Genomic DNA, 23,975 nt, shown 5'->3' with positions numbered 1-23,975 from the left:
AATCTCCGCGTTCGGTCGTGTCCACGCTCAGCTTGCGGCTTCATGCTTCCACGCCTGGATGTTGTAGAGGTAGCTGAAGAAACCCTCTAGGGCCAACAGTTGATCGAATTTGCCCTGCTCGACGATCAGCCCGTCGCGCAGCACCAGGATGCGATCGGCGTTCTGAATCGTCGACAGGCGATGCGCGATCACGAGCGTAGTTCGCCCCTGCATCGCATCTTCCACCGCCGCCATCACCAGTGATTCGGTTTCCGCGTCGAGCGCGCTCGTCGGCTCATCCATGATCAGAATCGGCGCGTCCTTGAGCAATGCGCGTGCGATCGTGACTCGTTGTGCTTCGCCTTCCGACAAGCTGTGTCCGCCCTGTCCCACGATTTCTTCGAGCCCGCGATCGAGCTTGGCGATTACGGGCCCGAGCCGCGCCTGCTCGACGGCGCGGGCGACTTCGGCATCGGTCACGCCCGGGCGGCCGAATGCGACGTTGATACGTACCGTGCCGCCCACGACCAGCGGCGGCTGCAGAACCATCGCGACATTGCGTCGCAGTGATTCGAGCTTGAGCCCGCGCACATCGTGACCATCGACGCGAATCACGCCGCTTTCGGGATCGTAAAAGCGCGCGAGCAGACTCGCCATCGTGGTCTTGCCGCTGCCGCTCGGACCGACGATCGCGATCGTCTCGCCCGGCTCCGCCTTGAAGCTGATTCCCTTCAGCACCGGGCGCCCGGGCTCGTAGCCGAACGCGACGTTGTCGAATTCGACCGCGCCGCGCGCACGCCCGATCGCGATCGCATCGGGACGGTCTTTGATCTCGGGATTGATCTCGAGCAGCTCGAGGCATCGGCGCAGCCCCGCCTTCGCGCCCTGGATCGCGCCGAAGGTCTGCGAGATCTGATTCACCGGCGCGTACAGCGAGGCGAGGTAAGTCGTGAACACGACGAGGTCGCCGATCGTGAGATGCCCGTTCATCACGTGCCGCGCGCCGATATAGATCACGAGCGCGGTGCCGCACGCGATCATCACCTGCACTCCGCCCGCGTAGATCGTCTGGAGCACGTAGAGGCGCAGCGTCTGGCGCAGGCTGTCGCTGCTCGACTCGACGAACTCGCTGTACGATTCATTTTCGCGCGTGAACGCCTGCACGACGTGAATCGCGGCGAGCGCGGTGTGGGCGACGGTGTAGAGGCGGCTCTCCTTGATTCGCGCGCCGCCCGCGAGCTCATCGATTCGCCCGCTGACCGAGATGATGAGCAGCACGAGCATCGGGATAACGCCGAGCGCGATCAGCGTCAGCGTCACGTCCATCTTGAGCATCACGAAGAACATCGCGAGCAGCAGGATCATCGCCGACACGATCGGATAGAAGCCGTTCATCGCAATGGTCTGGATCGCGAAGGTGTCGTAGGCGATTCGCACCATCAGGTCGCCGATTTCGCGCCGACGATGGAACGACAACGACAAGCGCTGCAGATGGTCGAACATGCGCGCGCGCAGCTCGTTGACCATCCGCTGGCCGATCGCGATCGTCAGGTAGTTAGTCGTGACATTGAGCAAGCCGAGAATCGTGTAGAGGATGACGAGGCTGACGCACGCGGCGATCAGCAGCTCGGCGGTCGGCATCGCCGGAATCCAGCGCATCGAGACCGGCGCGCCGCGCAACACGTTGTCGATAACGATCTTGAGCGGCCACGGCTTGAGGACTTCGGCAATCGAAGCGAGCAGCACGGCGAGGAGCGAGATCGTAAGCCGCCCCCAGTTGCGGCGCATCTGCAAGAGCGCATAGCGATAGAGGGCAAGCGTCCCCACTGCGCCTCAGTTCTGCTCCTCAACAACGCGCGCACCAAGCGAAGGCACGATCGCGCTTGCCGTACTCAGGATCACCGGATTGAGCAGCATCGAAGTTACGAACAGCGCGGCCACGACGACGATCATCATGCCGACGATTGCCGCGAACGTTTCGGAAACATTGAAGTCGACTATGAGATCTATCAGCAGCAGCACGGCATAGGCCGAAAGAGCGGAACGCCAGACCATTCGACCTCTGGATGTAAGCCGCACCCCCTCGGCCTCGCGAATGCAATTTATATCCAATGCGGCGAACTGACGGAGTATCCGCAGATCATAAGCCTGGTAGCCGTCCGACTCCGCGACTGCCAAGCCGCGCGTAATTAACCCCCGTCGTAGCTCGCGCATCAGCACCGGCACATCCAGGGGGACATCCGGCTTCGTCGTCTCCAGTCGGAGCTGATTTCTCAGTCGCGGCCTCCAGCGCGATCTTTCGTCCGGGGTCGATTTGAATCGCAGCGGTCTTCCCCAAGTGCGGTTCCACGACCGCCGCAGCGAGCCCAGCATCGTCGCCAGCGCCAGAATGAATCGCGCATAGATTCCGGAGTAATCTTTTCGCAGTGGCGCTGTGGCGGCGAATGCGCCCAAAGCAAGAAGGGTAGCAATGACCCCAGCCGCTCCAAGTACGACTATCGTACGGTCGCCGAAAAACCACCCTAGAAGGAATGTCAATGAAATAATGACCCACGGCGCAGTCAGCGGAAGCTCAACAATCGAAGGACCTGACGAGTACACCGTCTGGAACAGTCCGCGTCCGAAAGCGCCGTAGTAAACGCGGGCACGAGAGAAAAAAGACGCGAGCCATGACGGCCCCGCGTAAATGTTCGCGTCAGACGATTTACGCAACGGATATTTGAGATAGAGCAGACCTTCGCCTGCGCCGTAGCCGCGTTGCTGTGCGAGATACGCGCCCATCGTCGCGCGGCGTTCGTGAATCACGACGGCGGCGGGTACGTAGGCGAGCAGCTCGCCGGCGGCGGTCAATCGCCACGACAGATCAGTATCGTCGCCCGCGGTCGTGAACATCTCGTCGAAGCCGCCGATTTTTTCCAGCGCCGATTTTCGAATCGCCATGTTGCAGCCGCATAGCTGCGAGAGCCGATCGTCGCCGGCGCGCACCTCGCGCGGAAGTCCCGGCGCGCATGCGAGCGCGGCTGCCGTTGCCGAGACAGGTTCGGGCGCGAAGTTAGGACCGCCGGCCGCTGCGGCGTTGCGACGCACGATCGTTTCGACCAGGAAATAGAGCCAATCGCGATCGGCGCACGCGTCGGCATCGATATAGGCGATGATCTCGCCGCGCGCCGCGCGCGCTCCTTCGTTGCGCGCCGCACCCAACCCGCGATGCTCGATCTTCACCACGCGCGCACCGCCCTGCGCAGCGATCTCGGCGGTCGAATCGGTAGAGCCGTCATCGACGACGATCGTTTCGTAGTCTGGATAGTTGAGCGAACGCAGCGACTCGAGGCACGCGCCGATCGTCGCGGCGGCATTGAACGCCGGCACGACGACGCTCACCTTCGGCGTGCTGGAAAGCGACGGTGGGAGCGGCGCGGCGTAGACCTGCTTCATCGCATCGAATGCGATCTTCGGCGTGCGATCCTTGCGCACGAGGCCGAATGCCCAGTCGGTAATCTCCGCGCCGCCCGTGTGCCATTCGTCGGTAAAGGCGAACACGATAAAGCCGCTGAGCCCCGATTCGAACGCGGCGCGCCCCTGCCACGACAGCAGATCCGCCTGATGCTGTTCACCCTCGCGAATCGTGTCCATGCCGGTTTCGCTCAACACCAGCGGGCACTCGCCGCTAATACCCATCAGATGCGTCAGGTAGCGGCGGAAATCTTCTTCGCGATGCAGGTACACATTGAACGAAACGAAATCGAGGAACGTGAGATCGAGATACTCGGCCGACGGGTAGTTCGAGTAGGTGAAGAGCGCCTCGGGCGCGAGCTGCTTGCCAATATCGTAAAGCTCGGCCAGAAAGCGGCTCACCTTGCGCGGTCCGTGCCACCGCACGATATCGGAGCGAATCTCGTTGCCGAGGCTGAAGGCCAGAATCGAGTCCTCGTGCTTGCGCATCGCAGCGACGCTGCTGCGGATCGTCTCGCGAATCTCGGCCGCCATCCCGGGCGTATCGAGAAACGCCATGTGGAACGGCCACGGGATCCCGACCATCAGGCGCAGTCCCGCCTTCGCCGCTTCCTCGAACATCCAGTCCGGCGGCGGCACGTAAACGCGCACGGTGTTGACACCCATAGTGCGCATGAGAGCGAAATCCAGCGCCGTGCGCTCCGGCTCGGGATAGCGCTCGCCGCGCGAGTTGGGCGGAAACGGACCATATGAGACGCCGCGAACATAGAACTTCTGTTCGCCGTCATAGAGGTATTTGCCACGGGCCAGCAGGCGGCTCATGACCGATGAGCTAAGCGGAAAGAATCCGCGCGCGCAACGCGGCGCTGTCGCGGCGGAACCTCACGCCGAGTCATCGCCACGAGTCTACAAGTTGACAAAAAATCCGCAATTGTGGCGCGCTTGATTAACGTGTTAAAACTTAACGTGTCGATATAGAGCACAAATCAATAATTGACAGTACAAGGCCAATCTTTTCCGCTTAAAATGGCGCAGTCTGGCACAGTTACTTTTCTCTTCACCGACCTCGTCGGCTCGACCGAGCATCTCGAGCGCGCCGGCGACGAAGCGGGTCAGCAGCTCTTCCGCGCCCATCACAAGCTCATGACCGATGCCGTCACTGCGGCAGGCGGGCAGGAGCTGCAATGGCTCGGCGACGGCGTGCTCGCGGTCTTCGCCTCGACCGCGGATGCGATTCGATGCGCGATCCAGGTGCAACAGACCGCGCGGCGTCCGGCCGCCGGTACGCATTTCGAGATTCGCATCGGGATCCACGTCGGCGAGGCAATGCGCCGCGATGAGGGCTACTTCGGCGCCGCGGTGGTGACGGCGCGGCGGCTTTGTGATCGCGCGCAGGCGGGACAGATCCTGTGCAGCAAGCTGGTCGCGGATTTGCTGAGCGCGCGGCATGCCTTCAACTTCCGCGACGCCGGCCTGCTCGATCTGAAAGGCATCACCGCGCCGGTCGCGGCCTGCGAGGTCGTTTACGAGCGCAACGATCCGGCCGCGCTGCTGAGTCGCACGCCATTCGTCGGGCGCGTGACGCAAATCAAGCGGCTGATGGCCAAGCTCGATTCGGCAACGGGCAGCCATGGCTCGGTTGCGATGCTGACGGGCGAGCCCGGCATCGGCAAAACGCGCACGCTCGAGGAGTTCAGCGACGCCGCCCGGCAGCACGGCGCGCGCGTGATGCGCGGCGCGTGCTACGACGGCGAATTTCAGCCACCTTACGGCCCGTTCGCCGAGGCGATCTCCGATTACGCGCGCGAGGCTTCCGCCGAGGAGTTGAAGACCGTGCTCGGCGACAGTGCCGCGACGCTCGCGCGCATCGCGCCGTCGCTCAGACGCCATCTTGGCTCGATTCCCGATCCGCCCGCGCTCGAGAAGGACGAGGAGCGGTTTCGGTTGCTCGACGCGGTCGCGCAGGCGCTGATTGCACTCGCGCAAATCGCGCCGCTGGTTCTGATTCTCGACGATCTGCATTGGGCCGATCGCGGCACGGTTGCGATGCTTGGTCATGTCGCGCATTTCGTGCCGAGCTATCCGATCCTGCTGATCGGCGCGTATCGCGAGGGCGAAGTCGGCCGGCAGCATCCGCTTTCGGGCGCGCTCGCCGCGATTAGACGGCTGCGCGACTTCGAGAGTATCTCGCTCAAGGGCCTCGCCGGCGGTGAGGTCGCCGAGCTGCTTGGCATGATCGGCGACAAGGACGCGCCCGGCGCGCTGGTCAAGGCGCTCAGCGATGAGACCGAAGGCAATCCGTTTTTCATCCGCGAAGTTCTGCTCCATCTGATGGAGGAAGGACGGATTCTGCGCGACGGCGAGGGCTGGACCTCGACGCTCAGTATCGAAGAGCTGGGGATCCCTGAAGGCGTGCGCGAAATAATCGCCAGACGTATTTTGCGACTTTCTGACGAGGCGAGGCGGCTGCTCAGCGTCGGCGCGGCATTCAACGGCGCATTCTCATTTGATGTCGCCGCTGCGGTCGCGGGCCTCGATGAAGACACTGCGCTGACCGCCGCCGACGAAGCGCTCGACGCGCACCTGCTGCGGCCTGGGCCGTCGTCCGAGAGCTTCGATTTCACCCACGCGCTCATCAGGCACGCGCTCTATGCCGAACTGAATCCGCCCCGGCGCGTGCGGCTTCATCGGCAGATCGCGGAGGCGATGGAACGCGAATGGGGCGAGCTTGCGAGCGAGCACGCCGCCGAAGTTGCGTATCAGTTCTGGCGCGGCTCGCGTGCTTCGGGCGCCGAACGCGGCGTCGAGTACGCGATCGCGGCGGCGAACAACGCCGAGAAAGCCTACGCGCACGACGAGGTCGTGGTCTTCCTGCGCATCGCGCTCGAGCTTCTGCCGCCGAGCGATCCGCGCCGGCGCGATCTGATGACGCGGCTTGGATTTGCACTCACCTCCACGCTTCAAGCGCAGGAAGCGCTCAAGATCATCCGCGAGACTGCGGCGATGATAGCGGCGGGCGCCGGAGAATCCGCGGTCGCCGAGTATTACGAAAACGCAGCGCGCTATATGAACGTCGCCGGTCTGACCGGCGGCGCATTCGATCTCGCGCACGAAGGTCTGGATCACATCGGCGAGCGGCGGGACATCATTTGGGCCAGCCTTGAGGAATTGAATCGGCTTCGCGAAGAGGCGAACGATCCGGCCAATCCCGGCATTCGCCTGGACTCCGCGGGATATCGCCAATGGCGCTCGATATTGAAGCGGTTGCCGCAGGCCGAAGTGATCGCGCACGGCATGGAGCCGGCGTTCGATTCACGCGAGGAGATAATGCGGAATCCCGACGCGACTCCTTTCGCGTTGACGTTTTTCGCCGGCGAGTATGGGCGCACACTGCCGATATGGGAACGCGAAGCTGCGGATGCCGAGCGCAAGGGTCGCATCTCGTGGGCGATGAACTGCTGGTCGAATGTCGCCCACTGCCATCTGGGCCTCGGCGATATCATTGCAGCACAGGCCGCCTACGATCGCGCGTCGGCATTTTCGGTTCGCGAGGTTGGCGTATCGATGCAGTACATCAGCCTGCTGGCCGTACGGCAGGGACTGCTCTTCGCGACCGATTGCGGGTGGGATGAAATGCTGCTGGCCGAGGGTCCACGACGGTTGCTGGCGCAGCCGCTCCCACAGAGCCGGTTCGCGATCGCAGCGTTTGCGGCCACGGCAGCATATGTCAACGCGCGCCTCGGCCAGCCGGACATTGCGCTGCGATGGGTCGGACGGGTGCCGGCTGCGCTGGAAGCCGGCACGCCATTCGTTCCTCTCTACGCGAGCGCAGCCTGCAGCGCGGCGCTCGCGCTGTGGTTACTCAATCGAACCGATTACGCGGAGATCATCGAGCGCAGCATTCGTGAGAAAGTCCTGGCGCCTGACTTTCGCCCCACGATGCGCGACAGCCGTTTGTCGCTCGGATGGCTCTCGGCGCTGCACGGCAGATACGAAGAGGCCAGCGACTTCTTTGCGCAGGCGCGGCGGGCACTCGACGAGCAGGGTTCGCGGATCGTGCGCGCGATCGTCGACTACGACGAAGCGCTGATGTACCTCCGGCGCGCGCGAAACGGTGATGGTCGTCTCGCGCGCCCGCTGCTCGATGCAGCTCTCGGGCAATTCAAAATCATCGGCATGACCGGATGGATCGCGCGCGCCGCCGCAACGCTCGCGCAAATCGACCCGCGCCCTTAACCGCCTTGTCTCGCGGCGGGGCGGGTGAAATATTCCGCCTGAACTCCCATCACTCCACAAGCGAGGTAACCCGTGAAAGCAGTCGTCTTCGACAAGCTTGGTGGGCCCGAGGTTCTGCATCTGGCGGATATCCCGAAGCCCGAACTCAAGCCCGGTACGGTGCTCGTCAAGGTGCGCGCCGCCGGGATCAATTTTGCCGACACTTTGTTTCGTCAGGGACAGTACCTGATGCAGCCGCAGTTGCCCGACGTGCCGGGATTCGAGGGTGCGGGCGAGATCGAAGCGGCCGGCGCAGGCGTATCTAACCTGAAGGCGGGGCAGCGCGTCGCATTCATCGGCAGCAAGACCTACGCCGAGTATGCGCTCGCGCAGGCGGGGCAAGTGATTCCGCTTCCCGACTCGATGTCCTTCGAACACGGCGCGGCGTTTCCGATCCAGGTGCTGACCGCGTGGCACATGCTGCATACCTGCCATAACACTGGGCCGGGGCAGACCGTGCTGGTGCATTCGGCCGCGGGCGGCGTCGGTATCGTCGCGGTACAGATCGCCAAAGCGGCGGGCGCGAAAGTTATCGGCACGGTCTCGAGCGATTCGAAGGCGGCGCTGGTCAAGGAATACGGCGGCGACGACGTAATCAATTACGCGACGAAGGACTTCGCGGCAGAAGCGAACCGAATCACGGGCGGACGCGGCGTCGATCTGATCCTCGACGCAGTTGGCGCCACGACACTCGAAAAAGGCCTCGGCTGCCTCGCCCTGTTCGGCCATCTGATTCTCTACGGACGCGCAGGCGGGCCGCCGGAGCCGCTCAACCTGTTCCGGCTGTTTGAGCGAGCGGCGAAGGTAAGCGGCTTCACGCTCAACACCATCCCGGCCGTGCCTGAAATCATGCGGCGCGGAATCGAGGACTCGCTCAAGCTGATCGCGCAAGGCAAGCTGAAGCTGCTGGTCGGCAAATCCTTCCCGCTCGCGCAGGCCGCCGAAGCCCATCGCTTCATGGAATCGCGCCAGTCCACAGGCAAGCTCGTGCTGACTGCCTGACGTGAAGATGCCCACCGTGCGTGTTGCGCGGTGGGCATCCCCGGGTTGACGACTCCGGCGGCGGCGACGCCGGCTGGCCGCCAGATGCGGGAGCTTACTTACCGCGTTTGCGGCTCTCCGCTTCGTAGGCTTTCATGCGCTCCTTGGCGATCTTGTCGAGCGCCATGCGATGCTCTCGCGCACCGGCATAGAGCTTCTTGTTGGGCGAATGTTTCGAAGTGTACTCGGTGTCCTGGAGCTTGGGATCGGAGATGCAGGTGTGCACCCATTCGCGGAGACTCTTACCCTTGGCCGGTCCGAGGTTGACGATCTTTGGCGGCTGGTTCGGATCGACGAACTGAAGCTGCTGCCACTCTTCGGTCGATTGATCTACCCATGAGATATAGCCGCCGGGCAGAATCTGCCGCGGTGCCTTGAGCGCACCGGTGAAGCTGTAACGCGAGCCCGCGGTCTCCTTGAGATCGTAGAAGTGCGGCGTCAAAAAATCCGACACCGCAATTCCCTGGATCGTGTAGGCGTACTGATCGGCCTCGCACGGATCGCAGGCCTCGACCAGATACGAATATTGACCGTTGCCGTCTTCAATCTTGCCGCCACTGATCTCGATCGACGTGGAAGACTGGAGCCGGTTGCCGTACGGATCGACGAGCATCTCGACGATCTCGTGGCTCGCCGCCACCGTCCATCCTTCGCTGTCCGGCGTCGCGATAACCTCGGCGTAAGGCTGGTTGTGCTTGTCGAGATGAAATCCGCCTTCGCCCGGAGGCAGGCTCTTGACGAGGTAAACGGGCCACACTCCGCTCGGGACCTTGTTGGCGCCGAGATGAATCACCGTCGCCTGCGCGTTCCAGAATTGCGGCAGATCGCGCGTCACCTGGATGTTCAGCGCAGCCGCCACATTCTGCACCATCTCGGGATCGAGTTCACGGGTCTTGTCCATCAAACCGATCTGAATCAACGACATAGCGCACCTCCATCAAGGTCAGTTTTTTACACTCGTGCTTGGTAATGGCCGCTGTGCGCCTTCCGTGACGGATTCATCGCCCAGCTTCACTTAAACGGGCGTTCAAGGCGGTTGAACAATCCGGTTCACCCGGGGACGCCTTGACATCGCAGGAGGCAGGCCGCGAGAATCGTCGAGCGTCGAGGCTTTCGCCAGCCGATCGATAGTCGCGACGCGCCTTCCACGTGACCAAACGAAGCTCTGACTGGTTCGATGTTCCGGCGCTCAAAGCCGGCCACATTTCTTCGAGTAGCAATTACCTGCTGCGTGGCTGGATGGTGATCAGCAGCGCGGTCGAATCCTTCATCGGCAACAACGACCTGCTGCGGGCCTCGGCGCTCACATACACCGTTGCGCTTTCGATCGTGCCGATCCTGGCGCTCGCATTCTCGGCGCTCAAGGGTTTTGGCGAGGCCGACAAGCTGCGCCCGCTGGTCGAGCGCTACCTCGCGGCCGGCTCGGACAGCACCGCAAATCAAATCATGAGCTTCGTCGAGAACGTCAACGCCGCCGCACTTGGCTCGCTCGGCGGCGCGTTTTTGCTCGTGACGGTGATCTCGACCATGAGTACCGTTGAGCAGGCGCTCAATACGATCTTCAGCGTGCCGCAGAGCCGCAGCTACCTGCGCAAATTCGCAGATTACCTGAGCGTGATTTTCACCGGGCCGATAATAATCGCGGCGGCGCTCGGCGGGACGGCGTTCGTGTCGGGCAAGATGCCGTATTTCTCGTTCGCGGCGGCATGGCTGGCGGCGACGGTGCCGTACGCGATCGTATGGGCGGGCTTCTTTTTCCTTTTTGTATTCTTTCCCTACACGAAGGTCAGATACGGCCCGGCCGCGATCGGCTCGCTGGTGACGACCATCCTTTTTCAAATCGTGCTGTGGGGCTACGTGAAATTCCAGGTCGGGATGGCCGGGTATCGCGCGATTTACGGCGCGCTCGCATCGGTGCCGATTTTCCTGGTCTGGATCTACGTGGCGTGGGCCGTGATCCTGTTCGGCGCCGAGGTGACGGCCGCGGTGCAGCGCGGCGCCGACATCAGTTATATCAAACCGGCGTCACCAGATTTTCCCTACGCGGCGGCGCTCTACATCCTGATACAGCTGGCCGAGCGGTTCCGGCGCGGCGGCGATGCGATCACGACCTGGACGCTCGCGCGCCACATGCTGGTCAGGGAATCGACGCTCGAGCCGATCGTCGACGCGCTCAAAGAGGCCGGGGTTGTGGTTGAATCGGCGGCCAGCGTGCACAGCGGGAAGAGCGGGCTCTTCCTCGTGCGCGATCCCGCATCGATCGTGCTCGGCGATGCGCTCGCCGACATCGTGCCGCCCGACGAGCGCGACAGCAGCGACCCCCGCGTCAGTCACGTCCTCGACGAGCTCGAGTCAGCGCGCACGAACGTGCTCAAGAGCATCACCCTCGAGCAGCTTCTCACCGCGACCGCTCCCCAGGCCGACGCCAAGGCCTGAGCGGTTTCTTCCGCGCTGCGCCTCACCTATGATTCCGCGAATCATCGCTATGGAATCATTCGAGCCTGAGAGCAAATTCGTCGAAGTGAACGGCGTCCGTCTGTGCTCGCTCGATTGGGGCGGCAGCGGCGCGCCGATCGTCATCCTGCACGCGACCGGTTTCCTCGGCCGCATCTATCGGCCGATCGCCGAGCAGCTGCGCGCGATCGGGCACGTGTACAGCTTCGATCAGCGCGGGCACGGCGACAGCGGCAAAGCGCCCGATGGGGAATACAACTGGGAACTCACGATGCGCGACCTCGCGGGCTTTATCGACGCCATGGGGTGGAAGAGCGTGCGCGCGTTCGGTCACTCCGCCGGCGCGACCGCGATCGGCTCGCTCGGCGCGGAGCGGCCGGACCTTATTTTGCGCTCGGTGCTGGTCGAGCCGGTGATTTTCGAATCGCCGACAGGCCCCGAGCTCGGATGGCAAAATCCGTTTTTCGAGCGCACGCTCAAGCGCAAGCGATCGTTTCCAAGCGTCGACGCGATGGTCGCAAATTTCGATCGCAAGCCCCCTTACGACACCTGGCGCAAGGATATCCTGCACGATTACTGCGAGTTCGGCACGCGGCGGGCGGCAGACGGGACGCGAGAGCTCAAATGTGCGCCCGAGATCGAGGCGCGCATCTACGAGACCTCGCACGAGTTCGATGGCCTGGCGCGGATTCTCGCGAGCGATATTCCGATGCTGGTGCTGTTCGGCGCCAATAGCTATGCGTTTAGCGTCACGCTCACGGACCGAGTCCGTCGCGGAATCCGTCATGGGCGCGTGCTCACGATTCCCGACACGGGGCATTTCATGCCGATGGAACAACCCGACTTCGTCGCGCGCCAGGCGCTCGATTTTCTAGGTGCCTGAGCGCGCGCCGAGCAGCAGCGCGCGCGCTTCGGCGCTGTACTCTCCGGCGTTGTCATAAAGAATGAGCGGCGGTTCGACCGCGACCTCGACGCCGCCGCCAACGCGCGCTTCGACGAGCACGCTCGCGGCGGGCAGCTCGACGCGCGGATGCACAAAGCGGATGCGCTTGGGCTCGAGCTCGCGCGCGCGCATCGTCGCGATCAGTTCCGCGCTTCGATTGGCGGCGAAGACAAACGCTACGCGCGCTGCGTTGCGCGCGTAGCGGCGCGCCGCCGCGACGAAGTCTGCCAGCTCGGCATCGGTGCCGCTGCGCGCGGCGCGACGGCCTTCGCCCGGACTATGACGGCCGCGGGCGGCAGCGTAGTAGGGAGGATTCGCGACGATCAGGTCAAAGCTCGCGGGCTCGATCCCGGCGTTCCGGCGGGCGCGAATATCGGCGCATACGCCGCGCACGTTGGTGAGCGAATTGAGGGTCGCGTTGCGATCGATCAATGCGGCGAGTTGCGGCTGAAGCTCGAGCGCAATCACTTCGCGCGGGCGCGCGAGCGCCGCGATCATGATCGCGACCACGCCGCCTCCTGCGCCGAGATCGAGCACACGATCGCGCGCGCGCACCGTGGCGAATCGCCCGAGCAGAATCGAATCGACCGAGAAGCGATAGCCGCGTCGCGGCTGGTGAATGGTGAGAGTGCCACCCAGGATCGCGTCGCGAGTGAGGTCTTCTGTAGTGTCGTCCATGACAACGGCCGAAAAGGGCAAGCGCTAAGCGCGAATCTTTCGCAAGGCCGGCACCTTCATAGGCAAGGGCAACATAGCGCGCGCGGTCGAGGCACTGAAGGATGGCCAGGAGTTGGCCGAATCGCAAGGCGACCGGCAGATGGCCGCCTCTTCGCCAAAGAGATCGCGAGCGTCACCGCTCGAGCCGAATCCGCAAAGTAGTCGCTTGCGTCACGCGATGCGCGCCCTCTCTGCCCGCGAAAATCGAAACTATAACGCAACTTTCGCTTTGTGGAATCTAAGAAAATAAAGAGGCAGAATCTCAGGCAAATTTCTGCTTAGATCTCGCTCGATTTCAACAGCACGAACGAACGCCATTTCGAATCAGGAGCGCAATAGATGGGGTTGGCTCATTTGGAGAGCGTTGAGCGTCCGAGAGAATTCGCACGTGACGCAGTCCCTCGGCTGGGTTTTCTGATCGTCGCAATAGCGACTTTCGCATTCGGTGTATTTTTCCAAACCCTCAACGCCGATGCCCAAATCCTGAAGTTGCCAGCACCTCCCATCCTTAAGTTGCCGATTCCTCTCCCGACCCTTCAGGCCCGACCGACCGCCGAGCCGACGCCTCCGGGCAGGCTGGGAGGCGGGTTGGATGCGTGTCTGGCCAACGTGCCGACGCCGACCGTGAAGCCAGGACTGCATCGAGTCGTGCAGCTCGTCAACTGTTCGGATGAGGACCTGCTGGGTACCGCCAATGCCGCGCAGCAGAAAGGCGGTCAGCCGGTACCTGTGCTTCCCGAATCGGGAAGCTGGGTGATCGGGAAAGCTGGCTCTGCCAATCACGGGAACGTCCTGACTATCGACATTCCGCTTACATGGGAAGACACGAAGTGTCCGGAAAACGCGCACGGCATGTGCCAGGGAATCGTCGGTCCGCGATTCTGGGCGCGATCCGGATGCCGCTACGATCTCGGCTTTGACAAGGCCCAGTGCGAAACCGGAGGCTGCGCGGGCCGTTACGACTGCAGCGCGGCGCGCCTGGCGGGGACGGTCGGCACCACGGTCTCTGAATGGACTTTTGCCGAGCCGGTTTCGAACGCGCCGACGACTCCTACCGTCAGCTATCTCAAAGATTCTCCCGACATCAGCGCGGTAGACGGCGTCAATCTCAACATGGACATCCAGCCCGTCGCGGGCGACGCGCACGATCCTTTCGATACCAACGGACCGGGCAAGGCGCCCCATGACATTCAGTGGTTAAACGAGCGGTACCCGCTCACGAGATCCGGCGAAGATCTGCGATCGAGTTGCCCCACGGCCTTCAAGCTCACCCGCTCGGCGTTTACCAACGGCAATCCCTACGGATTCGTGTACGTCAACAAATCCGGTCAACCTGTAGATAGCACCGGCGTCGTCGACAACAGCGTTGTGGCCTGTTTCTCGAACTGCGGAAGATATGAGTATCCATCGCCGCCCACCATCGGCTGCACACCTACGCCGGGCACGAATTGTTACTATTGGAAATCGTTCTGCCTGGGCGATCCGAGTCAGTATGGACACCCGTGCAAGACCGACCTCGATTGCCCTGTGAACGGAGCATGCTGGAACAATCCAGGCTCTTCGCTCGACCATACCTGTCAGGGCCGCGCATTCGTTCAGGCCAGCAACTGTTACCCGGAGGCCGATGGCACCGCGAATCCGTTGTGTCCGTACGTTACCTACCAATACGGCTACACCGACGACAGTGTCACGCCGCCACAGGTCTTCGACTCGACTCAGCCTCCGCTCGGCAAGTGCAGCGACGTCAGCAGCGATGCGAGCAGTTGTATCGGCGACGACACGCTGCACAAGGCGATGCCCAAGGTTTACACCTGGCCCAACGATCCCCAGGTTTACGGCGGCGACTCGCCCTCCTATCGCGTGATCTTTGCGCCGGGCGGCAATGGCAACACCAAGATTTCGCCGCTCAGCACCATTCCGTTGTGCTCGGATATTCCTAACGCGGAGAGCGTGTATGGATTCAACCAGGCGCGGATAAACTGCGGCAATCCGATCAACTACGGAGCGCTCTTCGGTCTTGCCAAACCGGCGCCGACGGATTGGGGATGCGACCTCGATCCGACCGGCGCAGGCGACGAGGCCATCATCTGCAAATGGGATTCTCCGGCCAAGGTTAAGCAGATAGGCCTGCGGGCGAACTTCAATGCCCAAGGCTCGAGTCTGGCGCTGGCCGTCCTTCCGCAAAGCCTCCTGAATGCAGGCGATATGCTGCTCGCGTCGATCACGTTCAACTCGGCGGCGGGAAGCCCAACGCTGCCGATCGGATGGACCCAGGTGCCGGGCGCGAATGTAACTTCGAGCTCAAACGATCAAACCGTGGTGTGGTACCATTTCGTAACCACGCCGGCCGACGAGCCTGTGAGCTACACCTGGACGTGGAGCCAGGCGGCATCGCCATCGGGCGGAATGACCGTATGGCGGGGCGTGGACCGTACCAATCCCTTCGATGCGACCGGTTCGACCGCTCAGGGAGTCGGGGCCACCGCGACGGCCCCTCCCGTCACGACCCAGACTGCATTCGCGCAGTTGATCAGCGTCTATGGCGCGGGCAATGCGAAAGGCCAGGTTTTCGCTCTGCCCGTAAGCACCGTGCCCGGAGTTGGAATTGATGAAACGGGCGCGCTCAAAGTGTTTGGCAGTCCGACGCTCGGCGATTATTACGCGCATCTGGTTGGCGACCGAATCGAGGCAAAGGCGAGAACGACGGATTCGCAGGCCGTGGGTCTGACCTCGAACACGACGCCGCCGGATCCGAATATCGGCAACAGCGACTGGACCGCGATCAGCTTCGCGTTGCGGCCGACGACGGGCCTGAGGCTGGCAAGTCTTAGATAATCCAGCCGGTTAGATACCCCGGGCCGGACTTCTCAATAGCCGCTCCCGCGGATGCAGCCCTGGGCTGCATCCGCGCATCGGGACAGGCCGCGGTTCAATTCGTGAAACGAATCGGGCCGCTGATAAGGGCGCAATTCGGCGCACGTTGACAGAAAGACATCGGTGCATTTCGCGCGGGCGGGGTGAGGCGGCGGCCTCTCCCGGTTTGCGGCTGCGGCCAGGGTCCGCAGCCGGGAGCTATTTGGCGGCGGCCGAACATTTCGATGGCGGGCGGGCAGCGTCAGGATCTGCTTTTGGAGGCACAGGAAAAAGAAGCCAGAGGAAGACTCGAATTTTCGATCGCCATCCACCCCTTGACGACTCTTCGTTCGTACTTACCTTTCTAACTGTGAGCGGCACCGGCGAATTGACTTAGAAAGCGAAGCGCCAGCAGCCACAAAAATCTGACTGTTATTCCGGAGAAATTCCGAGGAGGCGTTTTACGATGGAACTGCGTTTGAACAATGGCGTCATGCTGCCCAACAACTCTCTGTTCAATCATTTCAACCAACTGTGGAATGAGCTCGAGCGGCCCCGCACTGCTCCGCAGCAGCACGCTACGACTCCTGCGACCGACGTGGTCGAGAACGCTGACGGCTATCACTTCTACTTCGAGATGCCGGGCGTGAAGGCTGACTCGGCCGAGCTGCGCGTCGAGGAAGGCCGCCTGATCGTCGAGGCCGAGCGCACCCGCCCCGAGTATCCCAAGGAAGCGTCCGTGCACGTGGCGGAACGGACCTTTGGCAAGATTCGGCGCGCGTTCAAGCTGCCTGAAGATGCCACCAGCGACGGCATCACCGCTTCGTACAAGGACGGCGTGCTCGAAGTGACGGTGCTCAAGAAGCCCGAGAGCAAGCCGCTCAAGATCAAAGTCAACTACCAGAACTAGCCATTTACGGGCGCAAGGCCCACGTTCCCTCCGCAGCGCCGGCAGGTTTACCGGAAGATAACCTGCCGGCGCATTCCTGTGAGCCCACCGGAAGCATAGAATCGGCGAGGCAGGAGCGAACCGATGACCTCAACTGTGCTGCTGATTATCGTCGTCGCGATCATTGCGTGGACGATCCTCGCCTACAACCGCCTCGTCAGCCTGCGCAACCAGGTTGAAAATTCGTGGCGCCAGATCGATGTTCAATTGAAGCGCCGGCACGATCTGATTCCGAACCTGGTCGAGGCCGTCAAAGGCTACATGCAGTTCGAGCGCGACACGCTCACGCAGGTGGTCGAGGCGCGCGCCAAGGCCGTCAGCGCTCCCGACCAGACGACGCGGATCGCGGCGGAGAATCAGATCACGGCGGGGCTCGGCAAGCTGCTCGCGGTGATGGAAAACTATCCGCAGCTCAAGTCCGATCAGAATGTGCTCAAGCTCCAGGAAGAGCTGACCACGACCGAGAATCAGATCGCGTTCGCACGGCAGGCGTACAACGACGTCGTGCTCGATTTGAACACGCGCATTCAATCGTTCCCGTCCAACATGATCGCGAACAATTTCGGCTTCAAGCCGGCCGAGTACTTCAAAGGCGCGCCCGAGGATCAGGCCGTTCCCAAGGTCGATCTCTCGATGAGCGCGCCGCGCGCCTGAGCGGACCCTAAGATCCGATGGCGGCGAGCGATTTCCGTGCGCTCCAGGCGACCAATCGCCGGCAGACGGTGATCCTGGTCGCGGTTTTCATTGTGCTCTTCGGAGTGCTCGGTTTCGGCCTCGATTACCTCGCGCGCAACGTGCGCTTTAATGGCGGCCATCTGATCGGCTTTCCAATCTTCACGATCTTCGCGCTTGGTTTTGGTGGTATCCAGTCTGTTGTTTCGTTTTACGGCGGTGCCTCTCTCGTCCTGCTCTCGGTGCGTGCCGAACCGCTGACGGGCGATACTGTCGAACGTCAGACGGTGCTCAATGTCATCAACGAGATGGCGATCGCATCACGGCTGCCGGTGCCGAAGGCGTACCTGATGAACGATCCGTCGCCCAACGCATTCGCGACCGGGCGCGATCCACAGCATTCAGTGATCTGCGTCACGCAGGGACTTATCGACCAGATGGATCGCGAGGAGATCCAGGGCGTCATCGGTCATGAGATGTCGCATATCCGCGACTACGACATCCGCACGATGATGATGATCGCGGTGCTGGTCGGCGGAATCGCGATGCTGTCGGACTTCGTTTACCGCACGATGTTCTTCGGCGGCTTCGGCGGACGCGATAACGATTCGAATGATCACGAGAACGAATCCTCGGCGGTGATCGCGATTGCGGTGCTGATACTCGCAGTGCTCGCGCCGATCTTCGCGCAGTTGCTGGCGATGGCGGTGTCGCGCGAGCGCGAGTACCTGGCGGATGCGGCGTCGGTCGAGTTCACGCGCAACCCGCGCGCGCTGTTGCGAGCGCTACAGCGGTTGCAGCAGGTCGAATCGCCGCTGAAGGCGGGCACTGCGGGTACGGCGCATCTATTCATGGTGAACCCGCGCGAGGGCGCGAAAGAGGATGATGAAGGCTTCTTCGCGAACCTGATTTCGACGCATCCGCCGCTAGGCCGCCGCATCGCAAGACTGCAAGCGATGATTGGGGCGCCTTCGGAATCTCCCGCCGTGGCGAATTAATCGGCAAGTCCCGCGCAGTCGGGACTGGTTCCCGAAATCGGGCGCGACAGCGCCTCGCCCGTTAGGAAATAGGAAAGCCCTGCGCGCTTACCGTTACCGGCCCCTTCGGGGCCTCCGAGATCCCCATTCGACTTCGGCGGCCTCCGCTCACCATGACGGAATGGATGGCGGCCAGCGATTTGGATGACGGATAACGAATGCGCGAGCCGGCTGCGCCATTGGCGTTAACTTGGCGCGTGTGGAAACGTGTAGAGTCGTGGTGCTTGCGATATCGACCGTGATTGGCGGGGAAATCGAAGAAATCCTGGATCGCGTTGTCGGCCGCGTCGGTACGATCGACGGCGTAGCGGCGATCGCCCTCGGGGGCTCGCGTGCGCGCGGCACCGCCGATCGTCATTCCGACGTTGACCTTGGCATTTACTATGACGGCGAGCGCCCGTTCTCGATCGGCGCGCTCGACCGGGCAGCGCGCGATCTCGACGATCGCCATATCAGCGGTCTCGTGACCGACTTCGGCGCGTGGGGTCCGGGCGTCAACGGCGGCGGATGGCTCACGCTCGACGGTGTCCACGTTGACTTTTTGTATCGCGATCTCGGCGCAGTCGCGCGCGCGATCGACGAATGCCTCGAAGGCCGCGTTCATTCGATCTATCAACTCGGGCATCCGCTCGGTTTTCAAAATCAGATTTATGCGGGCGAGACCCAAGTCTGTCAGCCGCTTTACGATCCGCTGGGTGCGCTCGTCGAGCTCAAGGCCAAGGTCGCTGATTATCCGGAGCCACTGCGCGCGACTATCGTGGCGAAGCATCTGTTCGATGCCGAGTTCGAGTTGAGTATCGCGGGCAAACCCGCCGCGCGCTGCGACACGATGTACGTGGCGGGATGCCTGTTCCGGGCCGCGGGCTTCATGGTGCGGGTGCTTTACGCGCTCAACCGAACCTTCTTCATCAATGAAAAAGGCGCGATGGCTGAGTCGCGCGGCTTCGCCCTCGTACCGCACGGCTTTCACGATAGCGTCGATGAAGTGCTTGGGCGTCCTGGCGCGATTGCGGCAGAACTCGCCGAGAGTATTGCGCGGATGCAGCAGATTCTCGATCAGCTCAAGCTGGTGGCCAACGAGCGGACGAATTGAAGCCTAGCGATTGCGCCCTTTGAGTGCGCGTTCCATCTCGCGCCGCGAATCTTTCTTGGCGATCGCCGCGCGCTTGTCGTAGGCCTGCTTGCCTTTGGCCAGACCGATCTCGACTTTGGCGCGGCCGGCCTTGAAATAAATCTTCAGCGGCACGATCGAGTAGCCGCGCTCGCGTACCCTGCCCCACAGGCGATCGATTTCGCGCCGATGCAGCAGGAGCTTGCGGTCGCGGGTTTCTTTGTGACTGAACTGGCCGGCTGGGGCATAGGCACCGATGTGCACGCCTTGCAGGAACGCTTCGCCCTTCTTGATGCGGATGTAGCTGTCGCGCAGGTTAGCGCGATGCTGGCGCAGCGACTTGACCTCGGTGCCATTCAGCGCCATTCCGGCTTCGAAGGTATCCTCGATAAAGAAATCGTGACGAGCCTTGCGGTTCTCGACCACGAGATCGAAGCCGTCGTTCTTGCGCCCCTGTTCCTTGCTCTGCGCCATCGCGAATCCAAATTGCCGCGTCCGTTTATCGTCTCGCGGGACGACGATAAACGGCGAGGCGATCCGCTCATGTTATGTCGAATCGCCTGAGCGCGAAAGAAAGCTGGGATTTGGCGGAAGTCTCAAAAGGAGGACCGGCCACGGCGCTTCGGGCCATGGCCGGTCGTCGTTGTCACAGTGCCTGGGTTATCTGCGCGATCTGGAGCGGGAAATCGAGAGGCGAGACCGCGCCGGTCGGGGTCACGTCAGCATCGACCACCGAGATAATCGAAGTGAGCGGCTGGTTGCCGCCACCGCCGCCACCGCCGCCGCCTCCACCACCGCCGCCGCATCCGGCGACACCGCTGGCGAGCGCGATCCCGATGAGCACCACGCCGGCGAGCCATCGACGACGGCCCGCGGGGAATCTCATCAGGCCGAAGCCGATCAGCATCATCGCGCCGAGCAACTGCGCGAGTCCGCGACCCGGGAATCGTGCGGGCGGCGCGATCGACGCATACGCGACGACGCCGCGCGGCGCTTTTATCGCAGAGCTCCCGCCGGAGAGCACCGCAATCAGTGAGAAAGTCACAGTCTGGGGGGGCGTTGTGGGGAAGGTAACCGGTTGAGGAAACGTAAAAATATTGCCAACCCCACTCACTGGACTGATCGTCCCCGCATCGTCGTTAGGCGTGGACAACGATATCGAAGTGAAGACCTTGGGGTTGGTGACGCTGATGGTCACTGCGTTGACCGTCGGATTGGTAAAGGTGGTGTTGTTGGTCGCAGTGAAGGTGATTGTAACGACCGAACCGGGTGCGACGGTCGCAAAGACGCCGGGAGCAGTGAAACCTATCGTGCCTGGCAACGGAGTCGGCGTGGCGGTGGCAGTTTGCGTCGCGGTCGCGGTCACCGTGGGCGTCGGCGTCGCACTGATTGTCGGCGTTGGCGTGTTGCTCGCAGTTGCGGTCGGGGTCGGTCCGGGCGGCGGACATACACTGCTGGTCGGATCGAGCACGGTCAGGAACGCATTGGTAAACGGGTGCGTGCCATCGCCGAAAGCGCGATTGGTGCTCTGAAACGCGGCCGGGGACGTCGTTACGGGAAAGGTACTGGTCTGGGTGAGACCCGTCAGATAGATGTCGCCGTTCGCGACCTTGACGTCGGTGCCCATGTCGCCGAACACCTGCGGGCTATTACCGCCGAAATACGACGAGAAAACGAGTTGCCCGGTTCCCGAGCCGCCAGGATTAAACTCGGATGCGAAGGCGTTGGACGCGACGAAGCTGTTGCGCGCCGGCTGGCATGCGCCCGAAGTGGTCGGAAGATTCGTGCTCTGGCCAGCGCCGGTGATGAAGACATCGGAGCCGCCGAGCGCGATACCGGTCGCGAAGTCGCCAACCCCGGTGGCACTGTTTAGTGCAACTCCAGAGCCGCCGAAATAAGTTGAGAAGACGAACTGCGCCGTTCCTGCTGGCTGGCTCGGATCGATCTCGGTTACGAAGGCGTTGCTGCCGAGATTGGCGGCGGCGTTGTTGACCTTCTGAAAGGCGGTGGTGCTCGTGAACAATCCCGTCGTCGAAAATGCGATGCCAGTGAGGAAGATGTGCCCGCTGCCATCGACTGCGATCGCGTTGCCGACATCGCCGCGGAACGTGATCGGATTGGTGCTGCTCGAGCTTCCCAGGCCGTTGCCGCCGAAATACGACGCATAGATCCGCGAGTTGATCCCGCTTTGGGATGGATCGAACTCGACAATGAATGCGTTGGTCTCATTCAATGCCCCGGCATTGTTCGCGGACTGTCCAGCATTCGCCGAGTGCGGCAAATCGAGGGAGAAGGTGAAGCCCGTAAGATACGCCAGGCCCGACGAATCGACGGCAACCGAGGTCGCGCCGTCACCGCCGTTCTTACTTCCCGTGCCGCCATAAAAGGTCGCGTAGGTCGGCATCGCGGCAGGAATCGCAGGAGGAACTGGCTGAGGGGATGTCACCAGGAGAAAGGCGGCGCCCGCCTTCTGCAAGACTGGGTTGGTGTTCTCAGGATTCGTGATTAAGTAAGCGTTGGTGGTGGAAGGGAAATCCGATCCCGCGCCGCCGGTATTGGTCGCGAAGGTGGTACCGACCGCATAAACACTGCAATTCGATGGATCGCTGCAGGTCGGATTCACCGCTACGCGGCTCGCCGATGCGCCGTCCTGGCTGTTGATATAGCAGGAGTAATCGAGCGTGCCGCCGTCGGCGGTGAGCGCTGCGATAAACCCGTTGTCAACGTTTTTGTTGAACTGATTGTTGCTCTGGCCCCACGCGCCGCACGAACTGCTGCCGGGAAAATCCGTCGAGAAGGTGTAGCCCGCCAGATACATATTGTTGCCTGTATCGACGGCGATACCGGTAGCGGTGTCGCCGTTGCCAAGGCCGGCATCGCCTGCGAGCGTGTCGCCGGAGCCGCCGAGGTACGTAGAGAAAATCAGCGAACTCGCGCCGCTTGCGGCCGGATTGAACTTCGCCACGAACGCGTTGGGGTTCTGAGCCGGCGCGGTGTTGGCGCCCTTAAGCGTGGACTGAAACGCGTTCTTGGTCGGGAAGTCCGACGAAAAGGTCGTGCCCGTAATGTACGCGTTGCCCGACGAATCGACCGCATCGGACAAGCCAAGATCGGAAATCGCGAGCTGGAGTCCGCCCCAACCGGGTAACGGGCCGAACGGGCCAGCGCTCGTCCCGGTGCCGCCGATCAGCGTCGAGTAGACGAACTGTGGATCGATCACGACCGCGCGCGTCTTGTCGTAATCGCCCAGCGCGATCGTCACTTCGCGCGAAGTAACACCATCGATCTGGCGCGGCACGGTGAGCGAATAGTCGCTGCGAATCTGCTGACGCGCGCCCTTCGCATCCGTCTGATAAACGACTGGCTTGCGAATCGTCACGGTGCCGGCGGCAGTCGCGACATCGATATTTCCCGATTCGTCGAGCCGCGCTTGGCCGTTGCCCTCAATTGCAAATTTGAGCTTGCGCGTATCGGCGCCGGGCCGCACTTCGAGATCATATTCGAGCGCGTTGCTCGCGCCGTAGTAGACGAGATCGACGCCGGGATAGACGTCGCGATACACGACGCTGGCAAAGATCGGAACATCGCGATGCCACCGCGAAGGGTCCTTGCCGATCAGATAATTGACATGACCACCGAGCTTGTGGTGCGCTTCGATCTGCGGATGAATCGCAGCGCCATCGAGCCGCACGCGGATCGCCGACGAAATCATGCTCCGATGTTGATGCTGGTCGGAGCCGCCCGAGCGCGAAGCATCGGCGACGAGCGAAAAGACCGCGGCGTCATCAGTAAGGAAGACGGTGTAGTTGCCCTGGCGCGAGAGGTAGCGGACCTGCGCATCGCTCTGCCCCTGGTTGCGCTCGAAGTAAAGGGGCATCGCCGTAAACTGCTTGATCGCATCGGGAGACGGCTTGCGCGCGGGGGCGACAGTCTTCTCGCGATAGCCATGCGAGAGCAGCGCCGCGAGCGCAAACATCGCGACTGAAACCGAGATCCAAGCAAGCCGAGCCGAACGAGAGTCCACCGCTGACATCACAATCCCCTTCCCTGTGCGCGGCCGACTCCGGAGGATTCGGCCCGATCAAAATTCAAGGCACGGGCGGCTCAATGAATTATCATCCAAAATCGCCTACAACAACATTAGAAGATGAGAACAGATGCAAAGAAGGGCGAAGTCGCGCCAATGTCGCGTGATGCGCCCGGGGACGCGAAGTTTCACCCTCGGTTGCTTGCGCCTCCTGCAAGCCTTAGATTGATGGAGTAACCGTCACGACCGGCCGATTCGTTTGATTCGATCGCGCTTTTTGGGGGCGAACTGGATTCGACGGAGACAAGAAGGTCATGGTCGCACGCCGGGGTACTGTCAACCCGTTAAACAGGCAGACTGCGAAATTTACCCGCAGACAATAACGGTTACGCTCTGGCGGCCTAAGGGCCGCTAGCGTCCAGCCGCCGTATGCTCGCGGCGGCGGGTCTGGGCGTCATTTAGCG

Annotated in this window: 15 protein-coding genes and 1 other RNA gene; 10 read left to right on the top strand and 6 right to left on the bottom strand. The window is 62.3% G+C overall.

Features of this window, described 5'->3' with window-relative positions:
- Positions 1 to 27: 27 nt before the first annotated feature.
- Both VMA09_13190 and VMA09_13185 read right to left on the bottom strand, forming a co-directional pair.
- Complete coding sequence (locus tag VMA09_13190; GenBank protein HUA34556.1) at positions 28 to 1,806, bottom strand: ABC transporter ATP-binding protein; 1,779 nt, start codon at positions 1,804 to 1,806, stop codon at positions 28 to 30.
- 6 nt (positions 1,807 to 1,812) lie between these two features.
- The gene (locus VMA09_13185) at positions 1,813 to 4,254 is read right to left on the bottom strand and encodes a glycosyltransferase (GenBank protein HUA34555.1); all 2,442 of its coding nucleotides are present in this window, start codon (positions 4,252 to 4,254) and stop codon (positions 1,813 to 1,815) included.
- A 204-nt stretch (positions 4,255 to 4,458) separates the two neighbouring features.
- On the opposite strand from VMA09_13185, the gene VMA09_13180 reads away from it, so the two are divergent.
- Together VMA09_13180 and VMA09_13175 are read left to right on the top strand one after the other, a co-directional pair.
- Positions 4,459 to 7,668, top strand: coding sequence for an AAA family ATPase (locus VMA09_13180; protein HUA34554.1), 3,210 nt, complete (start codon positions 4,459 to 4,461; stop codon positions 7,666 to 7,668).
- 72 nt (positions 7,669 to 7,740) lie between these two features.
- Positions 7,741 to 8,709 carry a quinone oxidoreductase gene (locus VMA09_13175; GenBank protein ID HUA34553.1) on the top strand — a complete coding sequence of 323 codons (969 nt, stop codon included), beginning with the start codon at positions 7,741 to 7,743 and terminating at the stop codon, positions 8,707 to 8,709.
- 94 nt (positions 8,710 to 8,803) lie between these two features.
- Here the strand turns inward: VMA09_13175 and VMA09_13170 are convergent, their stop codons facing one another.
- Positions 8,804 to 9,673, bottom strand: a complete 870-nt coding sequence (locus VMA09_13170; protein HUA34552.1) for a hypothetical protein — start codon at positions 9,671 to 9,673, stop codon at positions 8,804 to 8,806.
- A 224-nt stretch (positions 9,674 to 9,897) separates the two neighbouring features.
- Here VMA09_13170 and VMA09_13165 point away from each other — a divergent pair, with 224 nt between their 5' ends.
- Both VMA09_13165 and VMA09_13160 read left to right on the top strand, forming a co-directional pair.
- Positions 9,898 to 11,184: a YhjD/YihY/BrkB family envelope integrity protein gene (locus tag VMA09_13165; protein HUA34551.1), complete on the top strand. Its 1,287-nt coding sequence runs from the start codon at positions 9,898 to 9,900 to the stop codon at positions 11,182 to 11,184.
- 49 nt (positions 11,185 to 11,233) lie between these two features.
- Positions 11,234 to 12,085 carry an alpha/beta hydrolase gene (locus VMA09_13160; protein HUA34550.1) on the top strand — a complete coding sequence of 284 codons (852 nt, stop codon included), beginning with the start codon at positions 11,234 to 11,236 and terminating at the stop codon, positions 12,083 to 12,085.
- Here the strand turns inward: VMA09_13160 and VMA09_13155 are convergent.
- Entirely contained in the window at positions 12,074 to 12,823 is a 750-nt protein-coding gene (locus VMA09_13155) for a methyltransferase (protein HUA34549.1), read from the bottom strand. The genes VMA09_13160 and VMA09_13155 overlap by 12 nt on opposite strands.
- A 627-nt stretch (positions 12,824 to 13,450) precedes the next feature.
- Between VMA09_13155 and VMA09_13150 the strand changes: the two genes are divergently transcribed.
- From VMA09_13150 to VMA09_13130, 5 genes are all read left to right on the top strand, one after another.
- A complete protein-coding gene (locus VMA09_13150) occupies positions 13,451 to 15,697 on the top strand; it encodes a thaumatin family protein (GenBank protein ID HUA34548.1) in 2,247 nt (748 codons plus the stop codon).
- Positions 15,698 to 16,181: 484 nt separating this feature from the next.
- Positions 16,182 to 16,625 (top strand): Hsp20/alpha crystallin family protein, encoded by a 444-nt coding sequence (locus tag VMA09_13145; protein ID HUA34547.1) that lies wholly within the window; start codon positions 16,182 to 16,184, stop codon positions 16,623 to 16,625.
- 123 nt (positions 16,626 to 16,748) lie between these two features.
- Positions 16,749 to 17,318: a LemA family protein gene (locus VMA09_13140; GenBank protein ID HUA34546.1), complete on the top strand. Its 570-nt coding sequence runs from the start codon at positions 16,749 to 16,751 to the stop codon at positions 17,316 to 17,318.
- 17 nt (positions 17,319 to 17,335) lie between these two features.
- A complete protein-coding gene (locus VMA09_13135; protein ID HUA34545.1) occupies positions 17,336 to 18,334 on the top strand; it encodes a M48 family metallopeptidase in 999 nt (332 codons plus the stop codon).
- A gap of 238 nt (positions 18,335 to 18,572) precedes the next feature.
- Positions 18,573 to 19,466, top strand: a complete 894-nt coding sequence (locus VMA09_13130) for a nucleotidyltransferase domain-containing protein (protein HUA34544.1) — start codon at positions 18,573 to 18,575, stop codon at positions 19,464 to 19,466.
- A gap of 3 nt (positions 19,467 to 19,469) precedes the next feature.
- Here VMA09_13130 and smpB read toward each other — a convergent pair whose 3' ends face one another.
- Together smpB and VMA09_13120 are read right to left on the bottom strand one after the other, a co-directional pair.
- A complete protein-coding gene (gene smpB, locus VMA09_13125) occupies positions 19,470 to 19,958 on the bottom strand; it encodes an SsrA-binding protein SmpB (protein HUA34543.1) in 489 nt (162 codons plus the stop codon).
- Between the two features lie 172 nt (positions 19,959 to 20,130).
- Positions 20,131 to 23,460 carry a hypothetical protein gene (locus VMA09_13120; GenBank protein HUA34542.1) on the bottom strand — a complete coding sequence of 1,110 codons (3,330 nt, stop codon included), beginning with the start codon at positions 23,458 to 23,460 and terminating at the stop codon, positions 20,131 to 20,133.
- A gap of 330 nt (positions 23,461 to 23,790) precedes the next feature.
- On the opposite strand from VMA09_13120, the gene ssrA reads away from it, so the two are divergent.
- Positions 23,791 to 23,975: a transfer-messenger RNA gene (gene ssrA, locus VMA09_13115) on the top strand; the annotation flags it as partial.

Source organism: Candidatus Binataceae bacterium, assembly GCA_035508495.1.
Lineage (GTDB): Bacteria > Desulfobacterota > Binatia > Binatales > Binataceae > JASHPB01.
This window is presented reverse-complemented; position numbering and strand designations above follow the sequence as displayed.

What these genes read in the sequence shown, in the direction of transcription:
- VMA09_13185 (HUA34555.1), bottom strand. Translation starts at nt 4,254, where the DNA reads ATGAGCCGCCTGCTGGCCCGTGGCAAATACCTCTATGACGGCGAACAG.
- VMA09_13180 (HUA34554.1), top strand. Translation starts at nt 4,459, where the DNA reads ATGGCGCAGTCTGGCACAGTTACTTTTCTCTTCACCGACCTCGTCGGC.
- VMA09_13170 (HUA34552.1), bottom strand. Translation starts at nt 9,673, where the DNA reads ATGTCGTTGATTCAGATCGGTTTGATGGACAAGACCCGTGAACTCGAT.
- VMA09_13160 (HUA34550.1), top strand. Translation starts at nt 11,234, where the DNA reads ATGGAATCATTCGAGCCTGAGAGCAAATTCGTCGAAGTGAACGGCGTC.
- VMA09_13155 (HUA34549.1), bottom strand. Translation starts at nt 12,823, where the DNA reads ATGGACGACACTACAGAAGACCTCACTCGCGACGCGATCCTGGGTGGC.
- VMA09_13145 (HUA34547.1), top strand. Translation starts at nt 16,182, where the DNA reads ATGGAACTGCGTTTGAACAATGGCGTCATGCTGCCCAACAACTCTCTG.
- VMA09_13140 (HUA34546.1), top strand. Translation starts at nt 16,749, where the DNA reads ATGACCTCAACTGTGCTGCTGATTATCGTCGTCGCGATCATTGCGTGG.
- VMA09_13135 (HUA34545.1), top strand. Translation starts at nt 17,336, where the DNA reads ATGGCGGCGAGCGATTTCCGTGCGCTCCAGGCGACCAATCGCCGGCAG.
- smpB (HUA34543.1), bottom strand. Translation starts at nt 19,958, where the DNA reads ATGGCGCAGAGCAAGGAACAGGGGCGCAAGAACGACGGCTTCGATCTC.
- VMA09_13120 (HUA34542.1), bottom strand. Translation starts at nt 23,460, where the DNA reads ATGTTTGCGCTCGCGGCGCTGCTCTCGCATGGCTATCGCGAGAAGACT.